The sequence below is a fragment of the Nocardiopsis terrae genome (genome assembly GCF_014651695.1).
Taxonomy (GTDB): Bacteria; Actinomycetota; Actinomycetes; order Streptosporangiales; family Streptosporangiaceae; genus Nocardiopsis; species Nocardiopsis terrae.
On record NZ_BMXJ01000003.1, the window covers coordinates 194574 to 216528 of the forward strand.

Consider the following 21955-nt stretch of genomic DNA (forward strand, 5'->3'; position numbering starts at 1 on the left):
GCCCCCACGGGCCCGTCCTGTCGGGCCACCGCTCCTAGCCCGCCTGGCGGACCCCCACGGCCACCAGGTATCCGGGGCCCCGGGCGGAGAGCTCCACCTTGTCCTCGAACCGGCCCCGCACCCCTCCGTCGCACTCCACGACCTCCAGCCCGGCGGCGTCCAGGTCGCCCGGCGCGGCCACCCGCTCACCGTGCGGGCCGTCGGTCAGGTGCACCAGGACCACCTGATCTCCCAGCGAGCGCAGGAACGTCATGTGGTGCTCGCCCGCGTCCAGCCAGCGCAGCCCGCCGGTCTGCAGCGCTGGCAGGCTCCGGTGCAGGGCGAGCAGCCGCCGGTGGGAGTCCAGGACCCGCCGGTCCCAGTCCTGGGGGCGGTGCCAGGGCATCGTGCGCCGCGAGTTCTCCCCGTCGCGTCCCTCCAGACCGATCTCGTCCCCGGCGAAGACGAACGGCACCCCCGGCAGCGTGGCCTGCGCGGCCACACCCACGGCCTGGAGCACCGGGTCGCCCACCACGGTCCGGAACCGTGCGGAGTCGTGGGTGCTGAGCGCGTTCACGCTGTGCGCACGCACCCGCCAGGGCAGCCCCGCGTTGGTGGTCCGCATCGCCCGGACCGCCTCCGCGGCACCGCTGCTCGGCAGCGGCGCCGCGGTGTGCGTGGCCGCGTACCGGACCCCTGCCGGGCCGGTGTTCAGCCAGGCCCACACCGGCCGGGTGAACCCGGCGTAGTTCATCACCCCGTGCCAGCCGTCGTGCCGGGTGTCGGGGCCCGCGTCGTAGAAGTGCTCGGCCAGCAACCACGCCTCGGGTGCGGCCTCGCGCATCCGGGCGGCGATCTCACCGGAGACCTCGTGGTTGACGTCCTGGGCTCCCAGGCGGCCGGTCATGTTGGCCACGTCGATCCGCCAGCCGTCCAGGCCCTCCTCGCCGCCCAGGCGGTCCACCAGCACCGAGTCGTCGGCGCCGTACACGCGCTCGCGCAGCGCCGCCGAGGAGTAGTCGAGCTTGGGCAGCGAGCCCACCCCCAGCCAGCTCACGTAACCGTCCGGGTGGTCGGTGAAGTAGTAGTAACCCGCCTCCTCCGAGTCCGGGTCGGACCGGGCGGCGCGGAACCACTCGTGTTCGTCGCCGGTGTGGTTCGTGGTGAGGTCGCCCATCACCCGCATGCCGCGCTCGTGCGCCTCCCGGGTCAGGGCGCGCAGGGCGGCGTCCCCGCCCAGCAGCGGGTCCACCTCGGTGAAGCTGGAGGCGTCGTAGCGGTGTGTGGACCGGGCGGGGAAGAACGGGGTCAGGTACACCACCTCGGCGCCGAGGCCGGCCAGGTGGTCCAGGTGGCGGCGCACCCCTTCCAGGGTTCCGCCGTAGTACTCCCCGGCGGCGGCCGGGCCGGAGCCCGCGGGCTCGTCGTCCCAGGCGCGGGGGTGTGCCCAGTCGGGGTGCTCGGCGAGGGGGCCGACGGAGTCGTCGTCGCGGGCGAACCGGTCCGGGAAGATCTGGTAGACGGTGGTCGCGGGCACCCAGGACGGCGGATTGGGTCCGGTGAGCAGGCGGAAGTCGCCGTCGTCGGTGACCTCGTGTTCGTGTGTGCCCGCCTGGTTGAGCCAGGTGTACCGGCGTCCGCGCACGATCGCGAACCGGTAGGGGGTCACCACGGGCAGGAGGGGGATCTCCACCGCGAACCAGCTCACCCCGTCCGCGGCGGACTCCGGTGCCCCCTCCACCAGTCGTGCCTCGCCGTCCTCCACCACGTACGCGTACACCGCGTCGGCGCCGCCGGGGACCCGGACGCGGAGCCGGGCGCGGTCGTCGTCGATCGTCACGTAGTCGGGTGACCCGTCGTGGTGGGGGTCGTGGCTGAACCGCATGCGGGGACGCTCCGTACATACCGATGAAAGGATCCCTCACATAATGGCAAGGAAACGGCATTCCTGCGAAAGTATTTTCGCTCCCTCCTTGCGAAGGGCGGCGCGGGACGCCCCGCGTCGGCGGACCGCTGCGGGCGATCTTCGGGCCATCGGGCCGGTTTGTGGTGGTGTGGCCACCCCTGGCCCATCCCCACCGAAACGGTTAACGTTGTGATATGAGCCTTGAGCTGCCAACCGAACGACTCCTGATCAGGGAGTGGGAGCTGGGCGATGCCGAGGCGGCCCTTCAGATCTACGGGGCCGAGGAGGTCGCGCACTGGCTGACGCCGGAGTGGCAACCGGTGACCGATATCAGCGCGATGCGCTCGGTGCTGCACGCCTGGATCGAGGCGGGACCGAACCTGATCCCGCCCGCCGGGCGCTGGGCGATCGTTCGCAGGGAGGACGGGCTGCTGGTGGGAGGGCTGTCGTTGAAGCTGCTCCCGCCCTTCGAGGAGGACTTCGAGCTGACCTGGGCGCTGCGCCCGGACGTGTGGGGGAAGGGATACGCCACCGAGGCGAGCCAGGCCATCATCGGTTGGGCCTTCAAGCAGGGGATCGAGGAGGTGTTCGCGGTCGCGCGCCCCCGCAACGAGCGGGCGATCGCCGTCGCGCGCAGGCTCGGGATGGAATGGGTCGGCGAGACGGAGAAGTACTACAACATGCGTCTGCAGGTCTTCCGCCTGCGCCCCGTCTAGCCCGCGTACCACTGAGGCCGCACAGGTGCGGGCCCGTGCGGGGCCACATCGGCGGGTCTCGGCCCGCCGATGTGCGACCCGGACCGCCTGCCTCGACCGACCCGGGCCGTTCCGGCCGCTCAGGCGAACAGCGGCGGGTCCAGTCGTGCGAAGCCCTCCTGGCGGCGGTACGGGTAGTAGGGGTAGGGCGCCTCGCGGCGGCTCACCGCGTCCAACCGTTCCACCTGCTCCGGGTCCAGCTCCCAGCCCACCGCCCCGAGGTTGTCGATGAGTTGCTCCTCGGTCCGGGCCCCGATGATCACCGAGGCCACGGTGGGACGCCGCAGCAGCCAGTTGATCGCCACCTGAGGGACGGTCCGTCCGGTCTCCGCGGCCACCTCGAGCAGCACGTCCACCACGTCGAACAGCAGCTCGTCCGCCACCGGCGGGCCGAAGCCGGAGGTGCGGTGCAGGCGGCTGCGCTCGGGCAGCGGCAGACCCCGGCGGATCCGGCCGGTGAGCCGCCCCCAGCCGAGCGGGCTCCACACCAGGGCGCCCACCCCCTGGTCCAGCCCCAGCGGCATCAGTTCCCACTCGTAGTCGCGCCCCACCGGCGAGTAGTACACCTGGTGGGCCACGTGCCTGGGCGTGTGCAGGCGGTCCGCGGCGGCCAGGGACTTCATCAGCTGCCAACCGGAGAAGTTGGAGGCCCCCACGTACCGCACCTTGCCGTCGCGGACCAACGCGTCCAGTGCGGACAGGGTCTCCTCCACCGGGGTCGAGGCGTCGAAGGCGTGCAGCTGCAGCAGGTCGATGCGGTCGGTCCGCAGCCGGCGCAGCGCGTCCTCGGTGGTGCGGATCAGCCGTGAACGCGAGGTCCCCGCGTCCTGGGGTCCCGCGCCCGTCGGCAGCCCGACCTTCGTGGACAGCAGGACCCGGTCGCGGCGGCCCTGCACCGCCTGCCCGAGGACCTCCTCGGCCGCGCCTTCGGAGTAGACGTCGGCGCTGTCGAACAGGGTCACCCCGGCGTCCAGGCTCAGGTCCACCAGGCGCCGCGCCTGTTCGGGCCCGGCGGTGCCCCACTCCCCGAAGAGGGGTCCGCTGCCCGCGAAGGTGCCGGTGCCCAGGCCCAGTTCGGGTACGCGCAGGCCGCTGGCGCCCAGAGTGCGGTATCGCATGGAGGCCCTCGCTTAATGGGACTATAATCCCGTTAGTGGTCTGCGTACGCTAGCAGGGAAAGGACCGTTGACGGAAGAGGAGTCCCCGCATGGTGCTGTCCGAGAAACCCGGAAACGGGGGCGCCCGGCCGGGGGGCCGGACCGCCAGGGTGCGCACGTCCGTGTTGGAGGCGGCGGGCGACGCGCTCGCCGAGCGCGGCATGGACGGACTGGACCTGGCTGACGTCGCCCGCCGGGCCGGGGTCGGGCGGACCACCGTGTACCGCCGCTGGGGTTCGGTGCCCGCGCTGGTGGCCGACCTGCTCCAGGACATGGCCGAGCAGTCACAGCCCAGGGCGGAGACCGGTTCGCTGATCGAGGACCTCACCGCCAACGCCCACCTGGTCCGCGAAACCCTCGCCCACCCGCGCCAGGGGCCCCTGTTCAAGGCGATCATCGCCGCCGCCACCTGCGACGAACGCACCGCACGGGCGCTGCACCGCTTCTACGAGGTGCGCGTGCGCGAGTGGGCGCCCTGCGTGGAGCGGGCGGTGGAACGGGACGAACTCCCCGAGGGCACCGACGCCCACGAGGTCGTCCGCGCGGTCTCCGCTCCGCTGTACTACCGGCTGCTCGCCAGCGGCGGCGCCCTGGACGAGGAGACCGCCGAACGCAGTGCGCGGGCGGCCGTCGCGGCCGCCCGCGCGGGCGTCTACGTGCGCTGACCGCCCCGTGCCGGTTCGGGGGCGGTCCCGGGCCGGGAGTCGGCCCCGGGGCGGGTTCCCGGGGCCGGCGGACACGCCTCAGGACAGGAGCTGGCTGATCCGGTCGACCTCCGCCTCGGACAGACGCACGGCCGCCGCCGCCGTGTTCTCCTCCAGGTGCGCCACCCGTGAGGTGCCCGGGATCGGCAGCATCACGGGGGAGCGGTGCAGCAGCCAGGACAGGGCGAGCTGCACCGGGCTCACCCCGTGCTCGGCGGCGATCGCGGCCAGTGGCGACTCCGCCGACGCCATCTCGCCCCGGCCCACCGGCGCCCAGGGCAGGAACGCGGTCCCGTCCTTCTCGCACTGCTCCAGGACGTCCTCGGACTGGCGGAAGGAGGGCGCGTACTGGTTCTGCACCGAGGCGATCGGGGTGACCGCCCGGGCCGCGGACAGCTCGTCCACGCTCACCTCGCTCAGGCCGATGTGGCGGACCTTGCCCTCCTGCTGGAGCTCCACCAGGGCGCCGAGCTGGTCGGCCAGCGGGACCTCGGGGTCGATGCGGTGCAGCTGCATCAGGTCGATCCGCTCGACCCCCAGGTTGCGCAGGCTCAGCTCCGCCTGCTGCTTGAGGTATTCGGGACGGCCCAGTTTGTGCCACTGGGAGGGCCCGGTCCGGACGAACCCGGCCTTGGTCCCGATGACCAGGCCCTCCGGGTAGGGGTAGAGCGCCTCGCGGATGAGCTGTTCGCTGATCTGCGGGCCGTAGGAGTCGGCGGTGTCGATGAAGTCGATCCCGAGTTCGACGGCCCGCCGCAGCACGGCCAGTGCCTCGTCCCGGTCGCGGGGTGGGCCCCACACCCCCTCACCGATGATCCGCATCGCCCCGAAGCCCAGGCGATGGACCGGTAGGTCGCCTCCGAGGAGGAGGGTTCCGGCCTGTTCTGCGATGTGCGGTGCGGCGTGTGCGTCGGTCACGGTCTTCCTTCCACTGCGGCACGGCGGCCGGGTCCGTGCCATGGTGCCAGTTCGCCGGGGCACGGCCGGTGTCCGCCGCTCCGTGTCGCCCTTTCGGCCGGGCCCGGCAGGATCCCAGGCGCCGTGGGAGGGACGCAAGGCGGGGCCGGGGCGTGCTCAGGGGCTGCGGGGGCGGGCCTGGGTGGTCGGCGCCGAGGGCGCGACGCGGTGCCCGCCGCAACGGCAGCGCTGGTAGCCGACGAGGCCCTCGCTGGTCGCATGGGCGGAGGCGGCGGCCCAACGGTGTTCGTGTCCGGTCATGGGCCCACCCTGGTGTAATGGCATCATGCACCTCAACCCTTACGGCCAGGGGCCCCTGGCGCTCGCGGTGGACCTGGTCAACCAACCGCTCGCCGACACCGCCGACCTGGAACGGCGCTGCGTCGAGGCGGGGTTCCTCCTGGAGAGGCCGGTGGCGGAGGGCGACCTCATCGCGGTCCGCGACTTCCTGGCCGGGTGGGCCACCGTCGTCGACAGCCCGGACGAGCCCACCCGTGCCGGGCGGCTCAACGCCCTGCTCGTGGAGTTCTCCGGCCCGCCGCGGCTGACCGACCACGCGGGTACCGGCTGGCACCTGCACTACCGTCCGGACGACCTGCCCGCCCACCGGCAGATCGCCTCGCTGATCGCCGTCGGCACCGCCCTGCACCTGACCGGCCGGGGGATGGGCCGCCTGGGCCGGTGCGCCGCACGGGGGTGCGCGCACGTCTACGCGGACTTCTCCCGGAACGGCCGCCAGCGGTACTGCTCACCCGCCTGCGGCAACCGCGACGCCGTCCGCCGGCACCGGGCCCGCGCACTCGAGGACACGGAGGTTTGCGCCCGGTGAGTCGGGGCCGGGGCCGCGCTCCCATCCGGGCGCGCGCGGACCCGCCCGACCGGTCCCGCGGGTCAGCCTGCGGTGTCGCGCCGGGCGACCGAGGCGAGGTCGGCCTCGATCCGGGCGGTGGTCTCCAGCAGGGCGGGGAGCAGGTCGCGGCGCACGTCCTCGATCGATGAGCGGTTGGCGTGCGCGGACACGTTGGCGGCGGCGATCACCCGGTCGGCGTCGTCGCGGATCGGGGCGGCCAGCGAGCGCAGGCCCTCCTCCAGTTCCTGGTCGACGATCGCGTACCCCTGTGCGCGCACGCGCAGGATCTCCGCGCGCAGCTCGGCGGTGTCGGTGACGGTGAACCGGGTCAGCGGCCGCAGTTCGACCCGGTCCAGGTAGGCGTCCAGCCCGGCGTCGTCGTACCCGGCCAGCAGGACCCGGCCCATGGAGGTGGTGGAGGCGGGGAAGCGGGTGCCCACGGAGATGGACACGGCCATGATCCGCGAGGTGGCCACGCGGGCGACGTAGAGGATGTCGTCGCCCTCCAGCACCGACACCGAAGCCGACTCGTGCACGCGGGCGGACAGGTCCTCCAGGTGGGGTTGGGCCACGTCGGGGAGTCCCGCGGAGGCCACGTAGGCGTAGCCGAGCTCCAGTACCCGCGGGGTGAGGGAGAACATCCGGCCGTCGGTGCGCACGTACCCCAGGTCCACCAGGGTCAGCAGGAAGCGCCGGGCGGCGGCCCGGGTCAGCTCGGTGGCGCGTGCGACCTCGCTGAGGGTCATGGCCGGGCGCTCGGCCGAGAAGGCGCGCACGACCATGAGCCCCCGTTCCAGGGACTGCACGAAGTGGGCTCCGCGATCGGGGGCTTCTTCGGTGGTCATGAGGCCTTCCGGGATCGGGGTCGGGGGGTGCGGCCGTGGTGCGGCGGACCGCGGTCATCGCGATGTTCTCATACCGAACAGGCGGGGCACGCCTTGACCCTCACTGTGATCGGCGCTACGGTCTTAGCTAATAAGTTCGCGATGTGAACATCTATGCGCTATACGAACAGGAGGGCCGCCATGGCCGTGCCCCTGGACGAGGCGGTCCGGCAGCTCATCCACGACGGCGACACCGTCGCGCTGGAGGGGTTCACCCACCTCATCCCCGTGGCTGCCGGACACGAGGTCATCCGCCAGGGCCTGCGCGACCTCACGCTGGTCCGGATGACGCCCGACATCGTCTACGACCAACTCATCGGTGCCGGGTGCGCGCGCAAGCTCGTCTTCTCCTGGGGCGGCAACCCCGGAGTGGGGTCGCTGCACCGTTTCCGGGACGCCGTCACCCGCTCCTGGCCGGTCCCGCTGGAGATCGAGGAGCACAGCCACGCCGGGATGGCCAACCGCTACGTCGCGGGCGCCTCCGGCCTGCCCTTCGCCGTCCTGCGCGGCTACAGCGGCACCGACCTGGCCGGGAACACCCCCAACATCAGGACCATCACCTGCCCCTTCACCGGACAGGAGCTGGCCGCCGTCCCCGCGCTCAACCCCGACGTCACCGTGATCCACGCCCAGCGCGCGGACGCCGCGGGCAACGTGCAGCTGTGGGGCATCACCGGCATCCAGAAGGAGGCCGCGCTGGCCGCCGACCGGGTCCTGGTCACCGTGGAGGAGGTCGTGGACGAGCTCGAACCCGTCCCCGGGCAGGTGATCCTGCCGAGCCGGGTCGTCGACGCGGTCAGCGTCGTCCCCGGTGGCGCCGCCCCCTCATACGCGCACGGCTACTACGAGCGCGACAACGCCGCCTACCGGGCCTGGGACGCGATCGGCCGCGACCGCGAGGCCTTCACCGCCTGGCTCACCGAACTCACCGCCGCCACCGGACCGACCGCCACCGGTCGGGCGGCGGCCGGACCCGCCGCGGCCGACCGGGCCGCGGACGACCCCGAGCCCGCAGGGAGGGGCGCGTGACCACCGTGACCTGGACCGCCGACGAGATGATGACCGTCACCGCGGCGCGCTCGCTGCGCGACGGGACGGCCTGCTTCGTCGGCATCGGTCTCCCCAGCACCGCCGCCAACGTGGCCAGCCGCACCCACGCCCCCGACCTGTGGATGATCTACGAGTCCGGCACCCTGGGCGCGTCCCCCGACCGCCTGCCGCTGTCCATCGGTGACGGGATCCTCGCCGAGACCGCCGACACCGTGGTCTCGGTGCCCGAGGTCTTCAACTACTGGCTCCAGGCCGGGCGTATCGACGCCGGGTTCCTCGGCGCCGCCCAGATCGACCGGTACGCCAACATCAACACCACCGTCATCGGAGCCTACGACGACCCCGCGGTGCGCCTTCCCGGTGCCGGCGGCGCCCCCGAGATCGCCGCCTCCTGCCGCGAGGTCACCGTGATCATGCGGCACAGCCGGCGCGCGTTCGTGGAGAGGGTGGACTTCGTGACCTCGGTGGGCCACGGCACGGGCCCCGGAGACCGCGAGCGGCTCGGTCTGACCGGTGCCGGTCCCGTCCGGGTCATCACCGACCTCGGGGTGCTCGAACCCGACCCGCTCACCCGCGAACTCACCCTCGTGGGCGTGCACCCGGGCGTGGAGGCGGCGGCGGTGCGCGAGGCGACCGGCTGGGACCTGCGGGTCTCCGAGGACCTCGCCCGGACCCCGGCCCCCACCGAAACCGAACTCTCGGTGGTCCGTTCCCTGACCGGGGCCGCCTGAGCCCGGCCGGGGGCGTCCGAACCCGGACGGGTACGCTGCCTAACACTGTTAGGTAATGGGTTCCGGTCCACCGGACCGAACCCGCCGACGGACACACCCCCTCAACCCAGGAGGCACACGGTGACCGACGTCTACGTCCTCGACGCCGTCCGCACACCCTTCGGCAAGTACGGCGGCGCACTCTCCGGAACCCGCCCCGACGACCTCGCCGCGCACGTGGTCAGAGCCCTGATCGACCGGAGCCCCGACCTCGACCCGGCCGCCGTCGACGAGGTCCTGTTCGGCAACGCCAACGGAGCGGGCGAGGAGAACCGCAACGTCGCCCGCATGGCCACACTCCTGGCCGGGCTGCCCACCTCCGTTCCCGGAGCCACCGTCAACCGCCTCTGCGGCTCCGGGATGGAAGCGGCCGTCCAGGCCAGCCGGGCCATCCAGACCGGCGACGCCTCCCTGGTCCTGGCCGGGGGAGTCGAGTCCATGAGCCGCGCCCCCTGGGTACTGCCCAAACCGGCCAAGGGCTTCCCCGCCGCCGACGCCGCCCTGCACTCCACCACCCTCGGCTGGCGCATGGTCAACCCGCGCATGCCCAGCAGGTGGACCGTCTCCCTGGGGGAGAGCACCGAGGGCCTGGCGGGCCAGTACGGCGTCAGCCGCGCGGACCAGGACGCCTTCGCCCTGGCCAGCCACACCAAGGCCGCCCGCGCCTGGGCCGACGGGATCTTCGACGACGAGATCGTCCAGGTCGAGGGCGCCCGCCTGGAACGCGACGAGAGCATCCGCGAGACCTCCGCCGACAAACTCGCCGGGCTCAAACCCGCCTTCCGCGAGGAGGGCACCATCACCGCGGGCAACGCCTCCCCCCTCAACGACGGCGCCGCGGCCCTCCTGCTCGGCGACGCCGGAGCCGCCACCGCCACCGGCCGCGAACCCCTCGCCCGCCTGGTCAGCCGGGGGGTCGCGGGGGTCGACCCCGACGTGTTCGGCATCGGCCCGGTCCGCGCCGCCGAGATCGCCCTCGAACGCGCCGGGATCGGCTGGGACGACCTGTCCGCCGTCGAACTCAACGAGGCCTTCGCCGCCCAGTCCCTGGCCTGTGTCCGCAGCTGGAAGGAGCTGGACCCCGACATCGTCAACCGCAACGGCGGAGCCATCGCCATCGGCCACCCGCTCGGCGCCTCCGGAGCACGCGTCCTCGGCTCGCTCGCCCACGAACTGCGCAGGCGCGGCGGCGGATGGGGCCTGGCCGCCCTGTGCATCGGAGTCGGCCAGGGTCTGGCCGTCGTGCTGCACGCCTGACGTCCCCGGCGGGCCCCGCCGAGTCCGGGGCCCGCCCCGAAAGGAACAGCCACATGTCCACCACACCCGACGGGGCGCACCGCCCCGACGGGGCCGGCCCGGCTCACGGGTCCGCGCCCCGCACCGGCACCCGCGCCCCCGGGCTGCACGTCCCCGGCTACGTCCGCGACCACGACACCCACCCGCCCCTGGACTACCCCGGGTACGGGAGCACCGCCCTGCGCCACCCCAAGCGCCCGCTCACCCTCCTGCCGCACACGCTCACCGAGATCACCGCGCCCGTCCTGGGCGGGGACCGCCTCGGCGCGCACGACCACGACCTCACCCGTCAGCACGAGGGCGAACCGCAGGGCCAGCGCATCATCGTGCACGGGCAGGTCCGCGACAGCGACGGCCGACCCGTCCCGCACACCCTCGTGGAGATCTGGCAGGCCAACGCCGCCGGGCGCTACCGCCACACCGGCGACACCTGGCCCGCCCCGCTCGACCCCCACTTCACCGGGGTCGGCCGGGTCCTCACCGACGCCGAGGGACGCTACCGGTTCGTCACCGTCCGGCCCGGGGCCTACCCCTGGAAGAACCACCGGAACGCCTGGCGCCCGGCCCACATCCACTTCTCCCTGTTCGGGCGGGCCTTCACCCAGCGCCTGGTCACCCAGATGTACTTCCCCGACGACCCCCTCTTCTTCCAGGACCCCATGTGGCAGTCGGTCCCCGACGAGAGGGCCCGCGAGCGCATGCTCGCCCGCTTCGACTACGACACCACCGAACCCGAGTGGGCCCTGGCCTACCGCTGGGACATCGTGCTGCGCGGACGCGAGCAGACCCCGTTCGAGTCCGAGGAAGAGGTCCTGGAGGACGACGAGTGAGCACCCACCCCACCACCCCGTCCCAGACGGTCGGCCCCTACCTGCACATCGGCCTGCCCTGGCCGGACGGCCCCTTCGCGGTCGCCGAGGGCACCCCCGGCGCCCTCTGGCTGCGCGGCACCGTCTACGACGGCGCGGGCGCACCCGTCACCGACGCCCTCATCGAGACCTGGCAGGCCGACCCCGAAGGCCGCTTCGACCACCCCGACGACCCCCGGGGCCCCCGGAACCTGCCGGGCTTCCGCGGCCTGGGGCGCTGCCCCACCGACGCCTCGGGCTCCTACGGCATCCTCACCCTCAAACCCGGGCCCGTCCCCGGGCCCGGCGGGGACCAGGCGCCGCACGTCGACATCTCCGTCTTCGGGCGCGGCATGCTGAACCGGGTCGTCACCCGCCTGTACTTTCCCGAGGAGGAGGCCGCCAACGCCGCCGACCCGGTACTGAACTCCATCGGGGACCCCGCGGCACGCGCCACCCTGGTCGCCCGGCGGGAGGAGGACGGCTACCGTCTCGACATCCGCCTCCAGGGCGCGGACGAGACCGTCTTCTTCGACATCTGACCGCTCCGCTCCGAGCCAGACAAGGACCCACCCATGACCGGCCTGTTCGACGGTGTCCTCAACCACGGCCCCCTCGGCCCGCTCACCGACGACACCGCCTGGCTCCAGGCCCTGCTCGACACCGAGGCCGCCCTCGCCCGCGCCCTCGCCGACACCGCGGACCCGGCGGACCCGGAGGCCCCCACGGCGGAACAGGCCGAGACCATCGCCGCCGCCTGCGCAGCCCACAGGTACGACGCGGCCGCCCTGGGCGGGGCGGCCGCGGGCGGCGGCAACCCCGTCATCCCCCTGGTCGGACAGCTCACCGCGCAGGTACACCGGGCCGATCCCGGAGCGGCCGGCCACGTCCACCGCGGCGCCACCAGCCAGGACGTCATGGACACCGCCGCCATGCTCCTCCTGAGCCGCGCGGGCCGGGCCCTGCACGGCGAACTGGACCTCCTCACCGCCGACCTGCGCACGCTCGCCGACCGCCACCGCAGCACACCCATGCCCGGGCGCACCCTGCTCCAACAGGCCCTGCCCACCACCTTCGGCGCGGTCGCCGCGGGCTGGGCCTCGGGCCTGGGCGCAGCGGCCGACCGGCTCGACGAGGTCCTCACCCACGGCCTGGCCGCCCAGCTCGGCGGGGCCGTGGGCACCCTGGCCTCCCTCGGCCCCCGCGGCCCGGAGACGGCCGCCGCCTTCGCCGCCCGCCTCGGCCTGCCCGAACCCGACCTGCCCTGGCACACCGAACGCGGCCGTGTCGCCGAGGCCGCCGCCGCCCTGGGCCGGGTGTGCGGTGCGGCCGGAACGGTCGCCCAGGACATCGTCCTGCTCGCCCAGACCGAGGTCGGCGAGGTCACCGAGGAGGGCGGCGAGGGCACCGGAGGCTCGTCCACCATGCCGCACAAACGCAACCCCGTCGCCGCCGTCAGCGCCCTGGCCGCCGCCCGCCAGGCACCCGGCCTGGTCGCCAACCTGTTCGCCGCCCAGATCCAGGAGCACCAGCGCGCCGCCGGGGCCTGGCACGCCGAGTGGCTCCCCCTCACCGACCTGCTGCGCCGCACCGGCTCGGCGGTGTCCTGGCTGCGTACCAGCGCCGAACGCCTGCGCGTGCACCCCGACCGGATGCGCGCCAACCTGGACCGCACCGGCGGGCTGGCCCTGAGCGAACGCCTCACCACCGACCTGGCCCCCGAACTCGGCCGGACGGAGGCCCACCGCAGGGTCGCCGCCGCCTGCCGGGCCGCCGTGGACGAGGGCCGCGACCCGGTCGAGGTCCTGGCCGAACACCTCCGGGGGCTGCGCACCCGCGAACAGGTCAGCGCACTGCTCGACCCCACGGCCTACCTCGGCGCCGCCGCGGTGTTCACCGACCGGGTGACGGGTAGGACCGGCCGGACGGACCGTACCGACAGCGAAGAAGGAAACCGATGAGCGTTGACCTCCACCACACCGTGAGCGGCCCCGCGGACGCACCGCCGCTGGTGCTCGCCGGATCCCTGGGCACCACCGGTCAGATGTGGGAACCGCAGGTCGAGGCGCTCTCCACCGTCTTCCGGGTGATCCGAGTCGACCTGCGCGGACACGGCCGCTCGCCCGTCCCCCAGGGCCCCTACGGTATGGCCGACCTGGGCGGCGACGTCCTCGCCCTCCTCGACCGGCTGGGGATCGAACGCGCCCACTACGCGGGCCTGTCCATCGGCGGCATGGTCGGCCAGTGGCTCGGCGTCAACGCCCCCGAGCGCATCGACCGCCTCGTCCTGATGGCCACCTCCCCGTACATGGGCCCCGCACAGAACTGGCGGGACCGGGCCGCCCTGGCCCGGGCCGAGGGCACCGCCGCCCTGGCCGACAACGTCGTGCAGCGCTGGTTCACCCCCGGCTACGCCAAGGAGCACCCCCACGACGTCACCCTCCTGCGCGACCAGATCGTCGACACCCCCGACGAGGGGTACGCGGGCTGCTGCGGCGCCATCGAGAACCACGACGTGCGCGGTGACCTGCACCGGATCACCGCGCCCACCCTGGTCGTCGCCGGGGCCGACGACCCCGCGACCCCGCCCGAGGGCAACGGCGCGCTGATCGCGGAACGGGTCCCCGGCGCGCGGCTCGTGGTGCTCCCGGACGCGGCCCACCTGCTGTCCTGGTCGCACGCGGCCCAGGTGAACACGCTCATCACCCGGCACCTGACCGCCGCGGACCGGTACGGCGCCGGGATGCGGGTGCGCCGGAGCGTGCTCGGCGACGCGCACGTGGACCGGGCTGAGGAGCGCAAGAGCGCCTTCACCGAACCCTTCCAGGACCTGATCACCCGGTACGCCTGGGGTGAGGTCTGGACCCGCCCGGGCCTGGACCGGCGGACCCGTAGCTGCATGGTGTTGACCGCCCTGGCGGCCAAGGGCCACTGGGGCGAGTTGGCCATGCACGTGCGGGCGGCCCTGCGCAACGGCCTGACCTCGGACGAGATCGGGGAGGTGTTCCTCCAGGCCGCCGTCTACTGCGGGGTCCCGGCCGCCAACAAGGCCTTCGCCATCGCCCAGGAGGTCCTCGACGAGGACGCTGGGGCCTGACCCGCCAGCCCCGCCGGAGCGGGGCCGGGCCCCTCGTTGCACGGGGGTCAGCGTTTGAAGGCGACCCCGGACATCTCCCACCTCTTGATCTCGGGGTCGTCTGGGCGTCGGAGCGGGTCCCGGTCGGGATGGCGCCAGGTGGCGCAGTCCACGGCCCGGGGTCCCTGGTCGCGGCCGTCGATCCAGGGACTCACGAGTTCGAGTCCGGAGAACACGGCGGAGGCCTCCTCGGGGCTGCGCACACGGCCCCAGGGGGTGCCGAAGGAGAGGATCTTCTCGGTCATCCAGGCAGCCGCCTCGGGGTCGTCGGAGACGATGTGGGAGAAGATCACGCAGGACCCGGGGGCGAGCCGGTCGAGCAGGGAGCGGACCATGCCGAAGGGGTCGCTCTCGTCGGGCAGGCAGTGCAGCAGTGAGACGAGCATGACGCACACCGGCTGGTCGGTGTCGATGAGCCGGTGGGTCTCCGGTGCGCTCAGGACCTGGTCGGTGTCGCGGATGTCGGCCATCAGGAACGCGGTTCCGGCGCTGTCGGTGACCAGAGCCCTGCCGTGGGCCAGCACGATGGGGTCGTGGTCCACGTAGACCACGCGCGCCCCCGGGTTGGCCCGCTGGGCGACGTGGTGGGTGTTCTCCGTGGTGGGCAGACCGGCACCGAGGTCGAGGAACTGTTCCACCCCCTGCCTGCTCACGTACTCGACGGCGCGCCCGAGGAAGGCCCGGTTGTCGTTGGCGAAGGCGACGAGTTCGGGGATGCCCTTGGCGAGCTCCTCGCAGGCTTCCCGGTCCGCCTCGAAGTTGTCTTTCCCGCCCAGCAGATAGTCGTACATACGCGCGATGCTCGGCGTGTCCATGTTGATGTGGGGGGGGAAGCGATCGGCCATAGGAGAGGTACCAATCAGGACTAGTTTGTGCGAGGCATCTTCAGGCGAATCGTAACCGTGTTTCGTGGGTCGTACCGGCTTTTCCACAAGAAAGTCGAGCGGATGCTTCAGGGGTCCTCTTCGTCGGCGGAAAAGGGACGGCTGAAGCGGTCGAAACCGGGCAGTTCGTCGGCGACATGCCCTGGGGCCGCGGCTCTGACGCGATCGCCGACCCCCTCCGGAAGGGGTGGAACCGGGGGAGGGTCCGGGGCCTGCCAGAAGGCCGCCGGGGAAAGGGGGCCGCCCGTTTGTGCCCGAGCGGCGAAAACGTCGCCACCAGCGTCCGCGTGTTCCACCGAAAGTGTGGAGCGGTGGTCCCCGTCCGAATCCGCGCCCTGCGCCGAAGCCCCCTTTGTTCCGGTGGCCGTGCCCCTGACCAGTTCCACCAACGCACGCCGTTCCCGGCCCGCCCACCGGGTCAGGACGAAGGGGTCGCGGTCGGCCTCCGCCCCCAGCGCGGCGGCGGTCGCCGACAGGTGTGCGCAGCGCCCCGCCCAGTGGTCGCAGGAGCAGGTGGCCACCAGGTCGCCCCACCCCCGCGGCACCAGGGCCAGGCCGAGCAGGGCGAACACCCGCTCCGCGGCCTCCGGAAGCTCACCGGAGAGCAGTCTCGCCCGAAACAGCGGCTGCGAGGCCAGCGCCGCACCGGCCCGGGCCCACTCCTGGTCGGGCCACACGACGCGGATCAGGCTCACCTCGTGCCCCCGGACCCGGCCCAGGACCTCGCCGGGCCGGACCGAGATCCGCTCCACCGCATCGCCCCCGGAACCTCCCAGGGCCGCCTCCACCAGCTCCGACCAGCTCATCCGGCCACCGCCTCGGGCGCCAGCCGTACCACCTCGCGCAGGTCCTCCACCGAGAGACCGCCCAGCCACTGCTCGCCGGTGGCCACCGCACCGTCGGCCAGTGCGCTCTTGCGTTCGATCATCTCGTCCACCCGTTCCTCCACGGTGCCCACACAGACCAGTTTGCGCACCTGCACGTCCCTGCGCTGCCCGATCCGGAAGGCCCGGTCGGTGGCCTGGTTCTCCACCGCCGGGTTCCACCACCGGTCCACGTGCACCACGTGGTTGGCGGCGGTCAGGTTCAACCCGGTCCCCGCCGCCTTCAGCGACAGCAGGAACACCGCCGGCCCCGCCGCGGTCTGGAAGTGCTCGGTCATTCGCTCACGGTCGGCCCGGGAGGTGCCGCCGTGCAGCCACAACACCGGAACCCCGAGCCTGGAGCGCAGGTAGGGCGCCAGGCGCTCACCCCAGCGCGCGTACTGCGTGAAGCACAGCGCCTTGTCCCCCTCGGCCACCGCCTCGCCCAGGATCGCCTCCAGCCGGTCGAGTTTGCCGGAGCGTCCCGCCAGCGCCGAACCGTCCCCGAGGAACTGCGCCGGGTGGTTGCAGATCTGTTTGAGCCGGGACATGGCCGACAGGACCAGCCCCCTGCGCTCCCGCTCGTCGGCCTCGGCCATCCGCTCGGCCATGTCGTCCACCACGGCCCGGTACAGCGAGGCCTGCTCGGGGGTCAGCGTGCACCAGGTGCGCATCTGGTGCTTCTCCGGCAGGTCCGCGATGATCGACCGGTCGGTCTTGAGCCTGCGCAGCACGAACGGCCCGGTCAGGCGGCGCACCAGGTCGGTGCCGTCCCCCGCGCCCTCCTCCGCCTCGGCCCGGTCGGCGACCGCGCGCTGGAAGTCGGCGGCCGAACCCAGCAGCCCGGGGTTGGCGAACTCCATCAACGACCACAGCTCGCCCAGGTTGTTCTCCACCGGGGTCCCGGTGAGCGCGATCCGGGTTGCGGCGGGCAGCGAACGCACCGCCCGAGCCTGTCGGGTGGTGTGGTTCTTCAGCGCCTGGGCCTCGTCGCAGACCACCCGGTGCCAGGGCATCCCGGACAGCTCCCCGGAGTCGCGCGCCACCACCCCGTAGGTGGTGACCACCAGGTCGCAGGCGCCCACGAGCCGGGCCAACGCGTTGCCGACCGGCCGGTCCGGGCCGTGCTGGACGTGCACCCGCAGCCCCGGGGCGAACTTCCCGGCCTCCCGGCGCCAGTTGCCCAGCAGGGACACCGGACACACCAGCAGGGTGGGCCCGGGCGCGGGGCCCCCGGCGCGCTCGTCGGTGAGCAGCGCCAGCAGCTGCACGGTCTTGCCCAGCCCCATGTCGTCGGCGAGCACCGCTCCCAGGCCCAGCTCACCCAGGAACCGCAGCCAGGCCGACCCCCGGTCCTGGTAGGGCCGGAGCGTGCCCTCGAAGCCGGGCGGGGTCCCCATCGGCCGGGGTCCGGCCTTGGCCCCGCCGTCCAGCAGGGCGCCCAGCGGGCCGTCGGCCACCACGTCCGCCACCGGCAGCGGGGGCTCCCGCACACCTATCGCCGTCCGCAGCGCCTCCTCGCGGCGCGTCCGCCCGCGCCCGCTCCGGCGCATCAGGTCCAGGGCGGCTCCGACCCGTTCGGGGTCGATCTCCATCCACCGGCCGCGGACCCGGACCAGGGAGCGTTTGAGCCGGGCCAGTTCGGCGAGCTCCTCCAGCTCCTCCTCGGACAGGGGGTTCTCGGACCCCGGACCGCGCAGCAGCGCCTCGAAGGAGACGTCGACCAGGTCGTCGGGGCCCACCCCGCCGCGGCCGCGCCGCCTGGGTTCCTCGCTCACGGTCATCCGCAGCCCGAGTGCGTCGCGTCCGCTCCACTCGGGCAGCACCACGCCGAACCCCGCCGAGGCCAGACGGGCCGCGGCGTCGCCGACGAACGCCTGTGCGCCCGCGGTGTCCAGGTAGAGCCGTTCCGGGGCCAGCTCGCGCAGGGCCCGGTGGAGCGCGGGCAGGTGGCGGGCGGCGCGCCGCAGGTCGGCCAGGGCGGTGGCGGCCACGTCCTGGGGCAGCCAGGCGGCGCCCTCGCCCAGCCACACCTGCTCCAGGGGCAGGCGCAGGCCGGGGTCGGTGGTGGAGCGCACCCAGAACTCCACGGTCCAGGGCCGGGGGCCGCCCCGGGCGCTCTCGGGTTCGGGCTCGCGCAGCACGAACAGCAGTTGGGCCCGGCCGCCGCCGCGCACCCGGTCCCGCCACTCGCGCAGGGGGCCGCGCAGCGCCCGGGCGGCGTCCTCGCCGATCCGGTTGCGCTCCCCGGTGAGCGCGGCGGCCAGAAGCGCCGCGGGTGCGGCTTCGGGGCCGGGATCCGGTGCGCTCCTGGGCGGGGCCAGACGGCGGGCCGCGGCGTCGGTGAGCAGTTCCAGGGGCGCCAGCACACAGGCACGGGCGGCCTCGTCCCGTTCGCGCGGGTCCAGGTGTGCGGTGGCCGAGGGCGGGAGGGCGTCGGTGAGCGCGGCCAGGTGTGCCTCTGCGGTGTCCAGCGGGGCCGGTCGCCAACGGGCGCGGGGCGGTTGTCCGACCAGGTCGGGCAGGACACAGCCCGCCAGGATCAGCCGTTCGGCGAAGGTGTGGACCGCGCGCAGGTGGGTCAGGGCGGGGCCGAGCGGGCAGGGCGGTTCGTCGAGCGCGGCCAGCAGGGCGTCGGCCCGGGCCGCGGACAGTTCCAGGACCGGGACCCGCCAGGGGCGGAATTCGACGGGCTCCGTGTCGGCCGTGCCGGAGGGTGCGGGCGCCTCCTCGGTTCCGGGCAGGCGGAGGACCAGTTCGGCGGAACGGGGCCCGTCGGGGTCGACCCCGGCCTTGGCCACCAGGTCCCGAAGCTCCGCCGTGCCCGCCGCGAAGGGGTGCGCGCCCGGCTTCGCGGCGGGCGGCACCGGCGCCGGGTCCCCCTCGCCCCAGAGCACCAGTGCATCCCTCGACCACACCCCGTGCAGAACCCGCACCACACCCCCCGTGGAGACCGGCAAACGTCGTCGGCCCCCAGTATCGCGGGGGCCGACGACGTTCCGTACCGGCCGGGCGCGGGTCAGAGCTTGGCGGGCACCTCGTTGCCCACGGCGAGGATGCCCTCGCGCATGCGGACCCGCCACAGCAGGATCCCGCCGAGCACGAAGAACGCGATCAGGGAGAGGATCGCCACCCGGTAGCCGCCGGTGAGGCTCACCGCGACGGTCACGACCAGGGAGCCCAGGAACGTGGAGCCCTTGTCGGAGATCTGGAAGAGGCTGAAGTACTCCGCCTCTCGGCCGCGCGGGATGAGTTGGGAGAACATCGACCGGGCCAGGGACTGGGTGCAGCCCAGTACGAGGCCGATGCCGACGCCCATTGCGACGAACAGGGCGACGTTGCCCGCGGGCAGGAAGTAGCCCACCCCCACCAGCAGGCACCAGACCACCAGGCTGCCGAGCACGGTCCGTTTCGGCCCCAGGCGGGCGGCGATCGCTCCGGTGGCGAACGCCCCCGCGAAGGCCACGAACTGGATGATGAGGATGGTCATGATCAGGGAGTCCTGGCCCAGGTTCAGGTCCTGGGTGGCGAAGGGGGCCGCGTAGCGGATGGTCGCCTGCACGCCGTCGTTGAAGAAGATGAAGGCCAGCAGGAACAGCATGGTGTCGGGGTACCTGCGCATGTCGCGCAGGGTGCGCCCGAAGTCGCGCAGGGACTCGCCGACCCTGGGTCGCCCGTGGCTGCGCGCGGCGAGTGCCCCGTAGCGGTTGCGCAGCGGCCTGATCGAGATGACCGTGAACCCGGCCCACCAGATACCGACCGAGGCGAAGGCCACCCGGGCGGCCCAGGCGGCGTCGTCGGCGGTGAGTACCAGGACCAGGTGGAAGGCGAGGAGGAGGGCCCCGCCCAGGTAGCCGATCCCCCACCCGGCGGCCGACACCCGGTCCCGTTCGTCGGGTGTGGCGATCTCCGGCAGGAAGGCGTTGTAGACGACGATCGACAACCCGAACAGCAGGTTGGCCGCCAGGAACAGCACCGAGGCGAGCAGGTAGCCCTCGGTGGTGAAGTACAGGGCGCTGGTGCACACCGAGCCGCCCGTGGCGAGCAGGAACAGCCAGGTCTTCTTGCGCTTGGTGTGGTCGGCCAGCGCGCCGACCAGCGGCAGCAGCAGGATCTGCAGCAGGATCGTGACCGTGGTCAGGGCCGGGTAGAGCGCGTTGGGGTGCAGCGTCAGGAAGTCGACACCCAGCGGTGTGATGGCCAGGGAGGCGTCACGGCAGGCCGCGGTGTCGGCGGCCCCGGCCGAGGCGCAGGCCAGACCGCTCAGGTAGGGGCCGATGAGGACGGTGACCACCGAGGTGATGAACACCGAGTTCGCCCAGTCGTAGAGGTACCAGCCGCGTTGTTCGCGCCTGCGCTGTTCGGGGTCGGTCGAAGGGCTCTGGCCTTCGGCCGTTTCCGGGGGAGTGGACATCGCGGGGCTATCCGTTCTTCGGGGTTCTGGGGTGGCTCGGGTTCCAGCGGCCGCGTCGCAGGAGCAGCTCGCGCAGCCCGGTGGTGTTGTCGGTGACGATTCCGTCCACCCCCGCGTCGAGCAGGCGTTCCATCACCTCGGGGTGGTTGACGGTCCACACGTGGACCTGCATGCCGAGCCGGTGCGCGGTGCGGATGACGTCCCGGCTGAGCAGGGGGAACCCGTTGTGGCTCAGGGGGATCTGGGCGCAGACCGGGACACGGCTGGCGACCGGGCGCAGAACCGGGGACAGGGAGGCCAGCCGGAGCCGGGCCACGTCCACCGGGCCGCAGGACGTGGCGACCCGGGGGCCGTAGAGGCGGCGGGCCCGGTCCAGCCGGTCCTGGTCGAAGGAGCCCACGCACACCCGCTCCCAGGCGTTGGTGCGGCGGAGCACCTCCAGCAGGGGCAGGACGGCGCCGTCCGACTTCAGGTCGATGTTGAAACGCGCCTGGGGCCAGGTGCCGAGCAGGTCCTCCAGCAGGGGCACCGGCTCCTTGCCCGCGACGCGGGCGCGGGCGACCTCGCTGTGCGGCAGTTCGGAGATGGCGCCCGGCCGGTCGGTGGTGCGGTCCAGGGTGTCGTCGTGGAAGGCCATGAGCACGCCGTCACTGGTGGCGTGCACGTCCGTCTCCAGGTACGTGTAGCCCAGGTCCACGGCGTGTTGGAAGGCCGCGGCCGTGTTCTCCAGCTCGGTGCGGCGCTCGCCCTGGTCGTCGGTGAGCCATCCGCCGCGGTGGGCGAGGGCGACGGGCACGGGGGAGGAAAGGTACGCGTGTGTCACGTCTTGAAGTATGACGGTTCCCGGGCGGGGGGCGCTCGGGCCGGGGGCCTCGTGTCGAAGGCCGGGGAAAGCTGGAATTCCAGGTGGCACGGGCGTCCGGTCGGCGGCTCCTTGTAGGGAGTAAGGGCTTCGTTCCTCCTCGGAAGGGATCTGTTCATGTCGCACTCCTCCCACGGTCACCCCTGTCGGCGTCCGCTCTGCGCCCGCGCGTCCGCCAGCCCCTGGCGGCCGGCGCGCACCCCCGCGCGCACCCCGGTCCGGGGCATGTCGGTGGGCCGGTGCGGGGCGCCCCTGCTGGCGGGCCACCGGACCCCCGGGGACGTGCACAGGCTGGCCCAGCAGATGGCCGAGGTCCTCGTCGGCAGGCGCGCCCCCGAGGTGCTGCGCAACCAGGTGACGGTGCCGGTCCGGGAGGAGTTGCGCCGCCTGCGCGGGACGGTCGGGTGTGCCATGGCGCCCCGCCTGGCCAGGGTGTTCCACCAGCCGCTGGGCGCGTCGGGGGTGGAGGCCAGCGCGGTGATCGACTGCGACCGGCGCTCGCGGGTGTTCGCGTTCCGGCTGCGCAGGGAGGGCGGGCGCTGGGTCTGCACGCGTTTGGAGACCGACCGGGGGCACTGAGGCCCTGAGTGCCCCCGCGGTGACCGAAAAGCCGCGAAGGCCTGGATCTGCCTTGTTGCGC

Annotated in this window: 21 protein-coding genes; 11 read left to right on the plus strand and 10 right to left on the minus strand. The window is 73.4% G+C overall.

Annotation, left to right across the window (positions count from 1 at the left end; genetic code table 11):
• Window positions 1–34 precede the first annotated feature (34 nt).
• The gene (locus IE195_RS08715) at window positions 35–1864 is read right to left on the minus strand and encodes a glycoside hydrolase family 13 protein (protein ID WP_191269408.1); all 1830 of its coding nucleotides are present in this window, start codon (window positions 1862–1864) and stop codon (window positions 35–37) included.
• Between the two features lie 215 nt (window positions 1865–2079).
• Here IE195_RS08715 and IE195_RS08720 point away from each other — a divergent pair, with 215 nt between their 5' ends.
• Window positions 2080–2601, plus strand: a complete 522-nt coding sequence (locus IE195_RS08720) for a GNAT family N-acetyltransferase (protein ID WP_191269410.1) — start codon at window positions 2080–2082, stop codon at window positions 2599–2601.
• Between the two features lie 119 nt (window positions 2602–2720).
• Here IE195_RS08720 and IE195_RS08725 read toward each other — a convergent pair whose 3' ends face one another.
• Entirely contained in the window at window positions 2721–3758 is a 1038-nt protein-coding gene (locus IE195_RS08725) for an aldo/keto reductase (RefSeq protein WP_191269412.1), read from the minus strand.
• Window positions 3759–3847: 89 nt separating this feature from the next.
• Here IE195_RS08725 and IE195_RS08730 point away from each other — a divergent pair, with 89 nt between their 5' ends.
• Complete coding sequence (locus IE195_RS08730) at window positions 3848–4462, plus strand: TetR/AcrR family transcriptional regulator (protein ID WP_191269414.1); 615 nt, start codon at window positions 3848–3850, stop codon at window positions 4460–4462.
• Window positions 4463–4540: 78 nt separating this feature from the next.
• On the opposite strand, the gene IE195_RS08735 is transcribed toward IE195_RS08730, so the two are convergent.
• Window positions 4541–5419 (minus strand): aldo/keto reductase, encoded by an 879-nt coding sequence (locus IE195_RS08735; protein ID WP_191269416.1) that lies wholly within the window; start codon window positions 5417–5419, stop codon window positions 4541–4543.
• 156 nt (window positions 5420–5575) lie between these two features.
• Window positions 5576–5719, minus strand: coding sequence for a hypothetical protein (locus tag IE195_RS08740; RefSeq protein WP_191269418.1), 144 nt, complete (start codon window positions 5717–5719; stop codon window positions 5576–5578).
• Between the two features lie 25 nt (window positions 5720–5744).
• Between IE195_RS08740 and IE195_RS08745 the strand changes: the two genes are divergently transcribed.
• A complete protein-coding gene (locus tag IE195_RS08745; protein WP_191269420.1) occupies window positions 5745–6287 on the plus strand; it encodes a CGNR zinc finger domain-containing protein in 543 nt (180 codons plus the stop codon).
• 62 nt (window positions 6288–6349) lie between these two features.
• On the opposite strand, the gene IE195_RS08750 is transcribed toward IE195_RS08745, so the two are convergent.
• Complete coding sequence (locus IE195_RS08750; RefSeq protein WP_191269422.1) at window positions 6350–7153, minus strand: IclR family transcriptional regulator domain-containing protein; 804 nt, start codon at window positions 7151–7153, stop codon at window positions 6350–6352.
• Window positions 7154–7333: 180 nt separating this feature from the next.
• On the opposite strand from IE195_RS08750, the gene IE195_RS08755 reads away from it, so the two are divergent.
• The 7 genes from IE195_RS08755 to pcaDC all read left to right on the plus strand — a co-directional run bounded on the left by IE195_RS08755 (window position 7334) and on the right by pcaDC (window position 14253).
• Window positions 7334–8221 (plus strand): CoA transferase subunit A, encoded by an 888-nt coding sequence (locus IE195_RS08755; RefSeq protein ID WP_191269424.1) that lies wholly within the window; start codon window positions 7334–7336, stop codon window positions 8219–8221.
• Window positions 8218–8973 (plus strand): CoA-transferase subunit beta, encoded by a 756-nt coding sequence (locus IE195_RS08760; RefSeq protein WP_191269426.1) that lies wholly within the window; start codon window positions 8218–8220, stop codon window positions 8971–8973. The genes IE195_RS08755 and IE195_RS08760 overlap by 4 nt, the downstream gene beginning before the upstream one ends.
• A gap of 120 nt (window positions 8974–9093) precedes the next feature.
• Window positions 9094–10269 (plus strand): thiolase family protein, encoded by a 1176-nt coding sequence (locus IE195_RS08765; RefSeq protein ID WP_191269428.1) that lies wholly within the window; start codon window positions 9094–9096, stop codon window positions 10267–10269.
• A gap of 53 nt (window positions 10270–10322) precedes the next feature.
• Window positions 10323–11138: a protocatechuate 3,4-dioxygenase subunit beta gene (gene pcaH, locus IE195_RS08770; RefSeq protein ID WP_225942442.1), complete on the plus strand. Its 816-nt coding sequence runs from the start codon at window positions 10323–10325 to the stop codon at window positions 11136–11138.
• Window positions 11135–11698 carry a protocatechuate 3,4-dioxygenase subunit alpha gene (pcaG, locus tag IE195_RS08775; protein WP_191269430.1) on the plus strand — a complete coding sequence of 188 codons (564 nt, stop codon included), beginning with the start codon at window positions 11135–11137 and terminating at the stop codon, window positions 11696–11698. Before pcaH ends, pcaG begins: the two co-directional genes overlap by 4 nt.
• A gap of 33 nt (window positions 11699–11731) precedes the next feature.
• Window positions 11732–13117 carry a 3-carboxy-cis,cis-muconate cycloisomerase gene (gene pcaB, locus IE195_RS08780; RefSeq protein ID WP_191269432.1) on the plus strand — a complete coding sequence of 462 codons (1386 nt, stop codon included), beginning with the start codon at window positions 11732–11734 and terminating at the stop codon, window positions 13115–13117.
• Entirely contained in the window at window positions 13114–14253 is a 1140-nt protein-coding gene (gene pcaDC / locus IE195_RS08785) for a bifunctional 3-oxoadipate enol-lactonase/4-carboxymuconolactone decarboxylase PcaDC (RefSeq protein ID WP_191269434.1), read from the plus strand. The genes pcaB and pcaDC overlap by 4 nt, the downstream gene beginning before the upstream one ends.
• A 47-nt stretch (window positions 14254–14300) precedes the next feature.
• Here pcaDC and IE195_RS08790 read toward each other — a convergent pair whose 3' ends face one another.
• From IE195_RS08790 to IE195_RS08810, 5 genes are all read right to left on the minus strand, one after another.
• A complete protein-coding gene (locus IE195_RS08790) occupies window positions 14301–15137 on the minus strand; it encodes an SAM-dependent methyltransferase (protein WP_191269436.1) in 837 nt (278 codons plus the stop codon).
• A gap of 107 nt (window positions 15138–15244) precedes the next feature.
• Entirely contained in the window at window positions 15245–15982 is a 738-nt protein-coding gene (locus tag IE195_RS08795) for an SWIM zinc finger family protein (protein ID WP_191269438.1), read from the minus strand.
• Complete coding sequence (locus tag IE195_RS08800; RefSeq protein ID WP_191269440.1) at window positions 15979–18975, minus strand: DEAD/DEAH box helicase; 2997 nt, start codon at window positions 18973–18975, stop codon at window positions 15979–15981. Before IE195_RS08800 ends, IE195_RS08795 begins: the two co-directional genes overlap by 4 nt.
• 83 nt (window positions 18976–19058) lie before the next feature.
• A complete protein-coding gene (locus IE195_RS08805) occupies window positions 19059–20453 on the minus strand; it encodes an MFS transporter (protein WP_191269442.1) in 1395 nt (464 codons plus the stop codon).
• Window positions 20454–20460: 7 nt separating this feature from the next.
• A complete protein-coding gene (locus tag IE195_RS08810; protein ID WP_191269444.1) occupies window positions 20461–21276 on the minus strand; it encodes a glycerophosphodiester phosphodiesterase family protein in 816 nt (271 codons plus the stop codon).
• 156 nt (window positions 21277–21432) lie between these two features.
• On the opposite strand from IE195_RS08810, the gene IE195_RS08815 reads away from it, so the two are divergent.
• Complete coding sequence (locus tag IE195_RS08815; protein WP_191269446.1) at window positions 21433–21894, plus strand: Rv3235 family protein; 462 nt, start codon at window positions 21433–21435, stop codon at window positions 21892–21894.
• The last annotated feature ends 61 nt before the right edge of the window (window positions 21895–21955 follow it).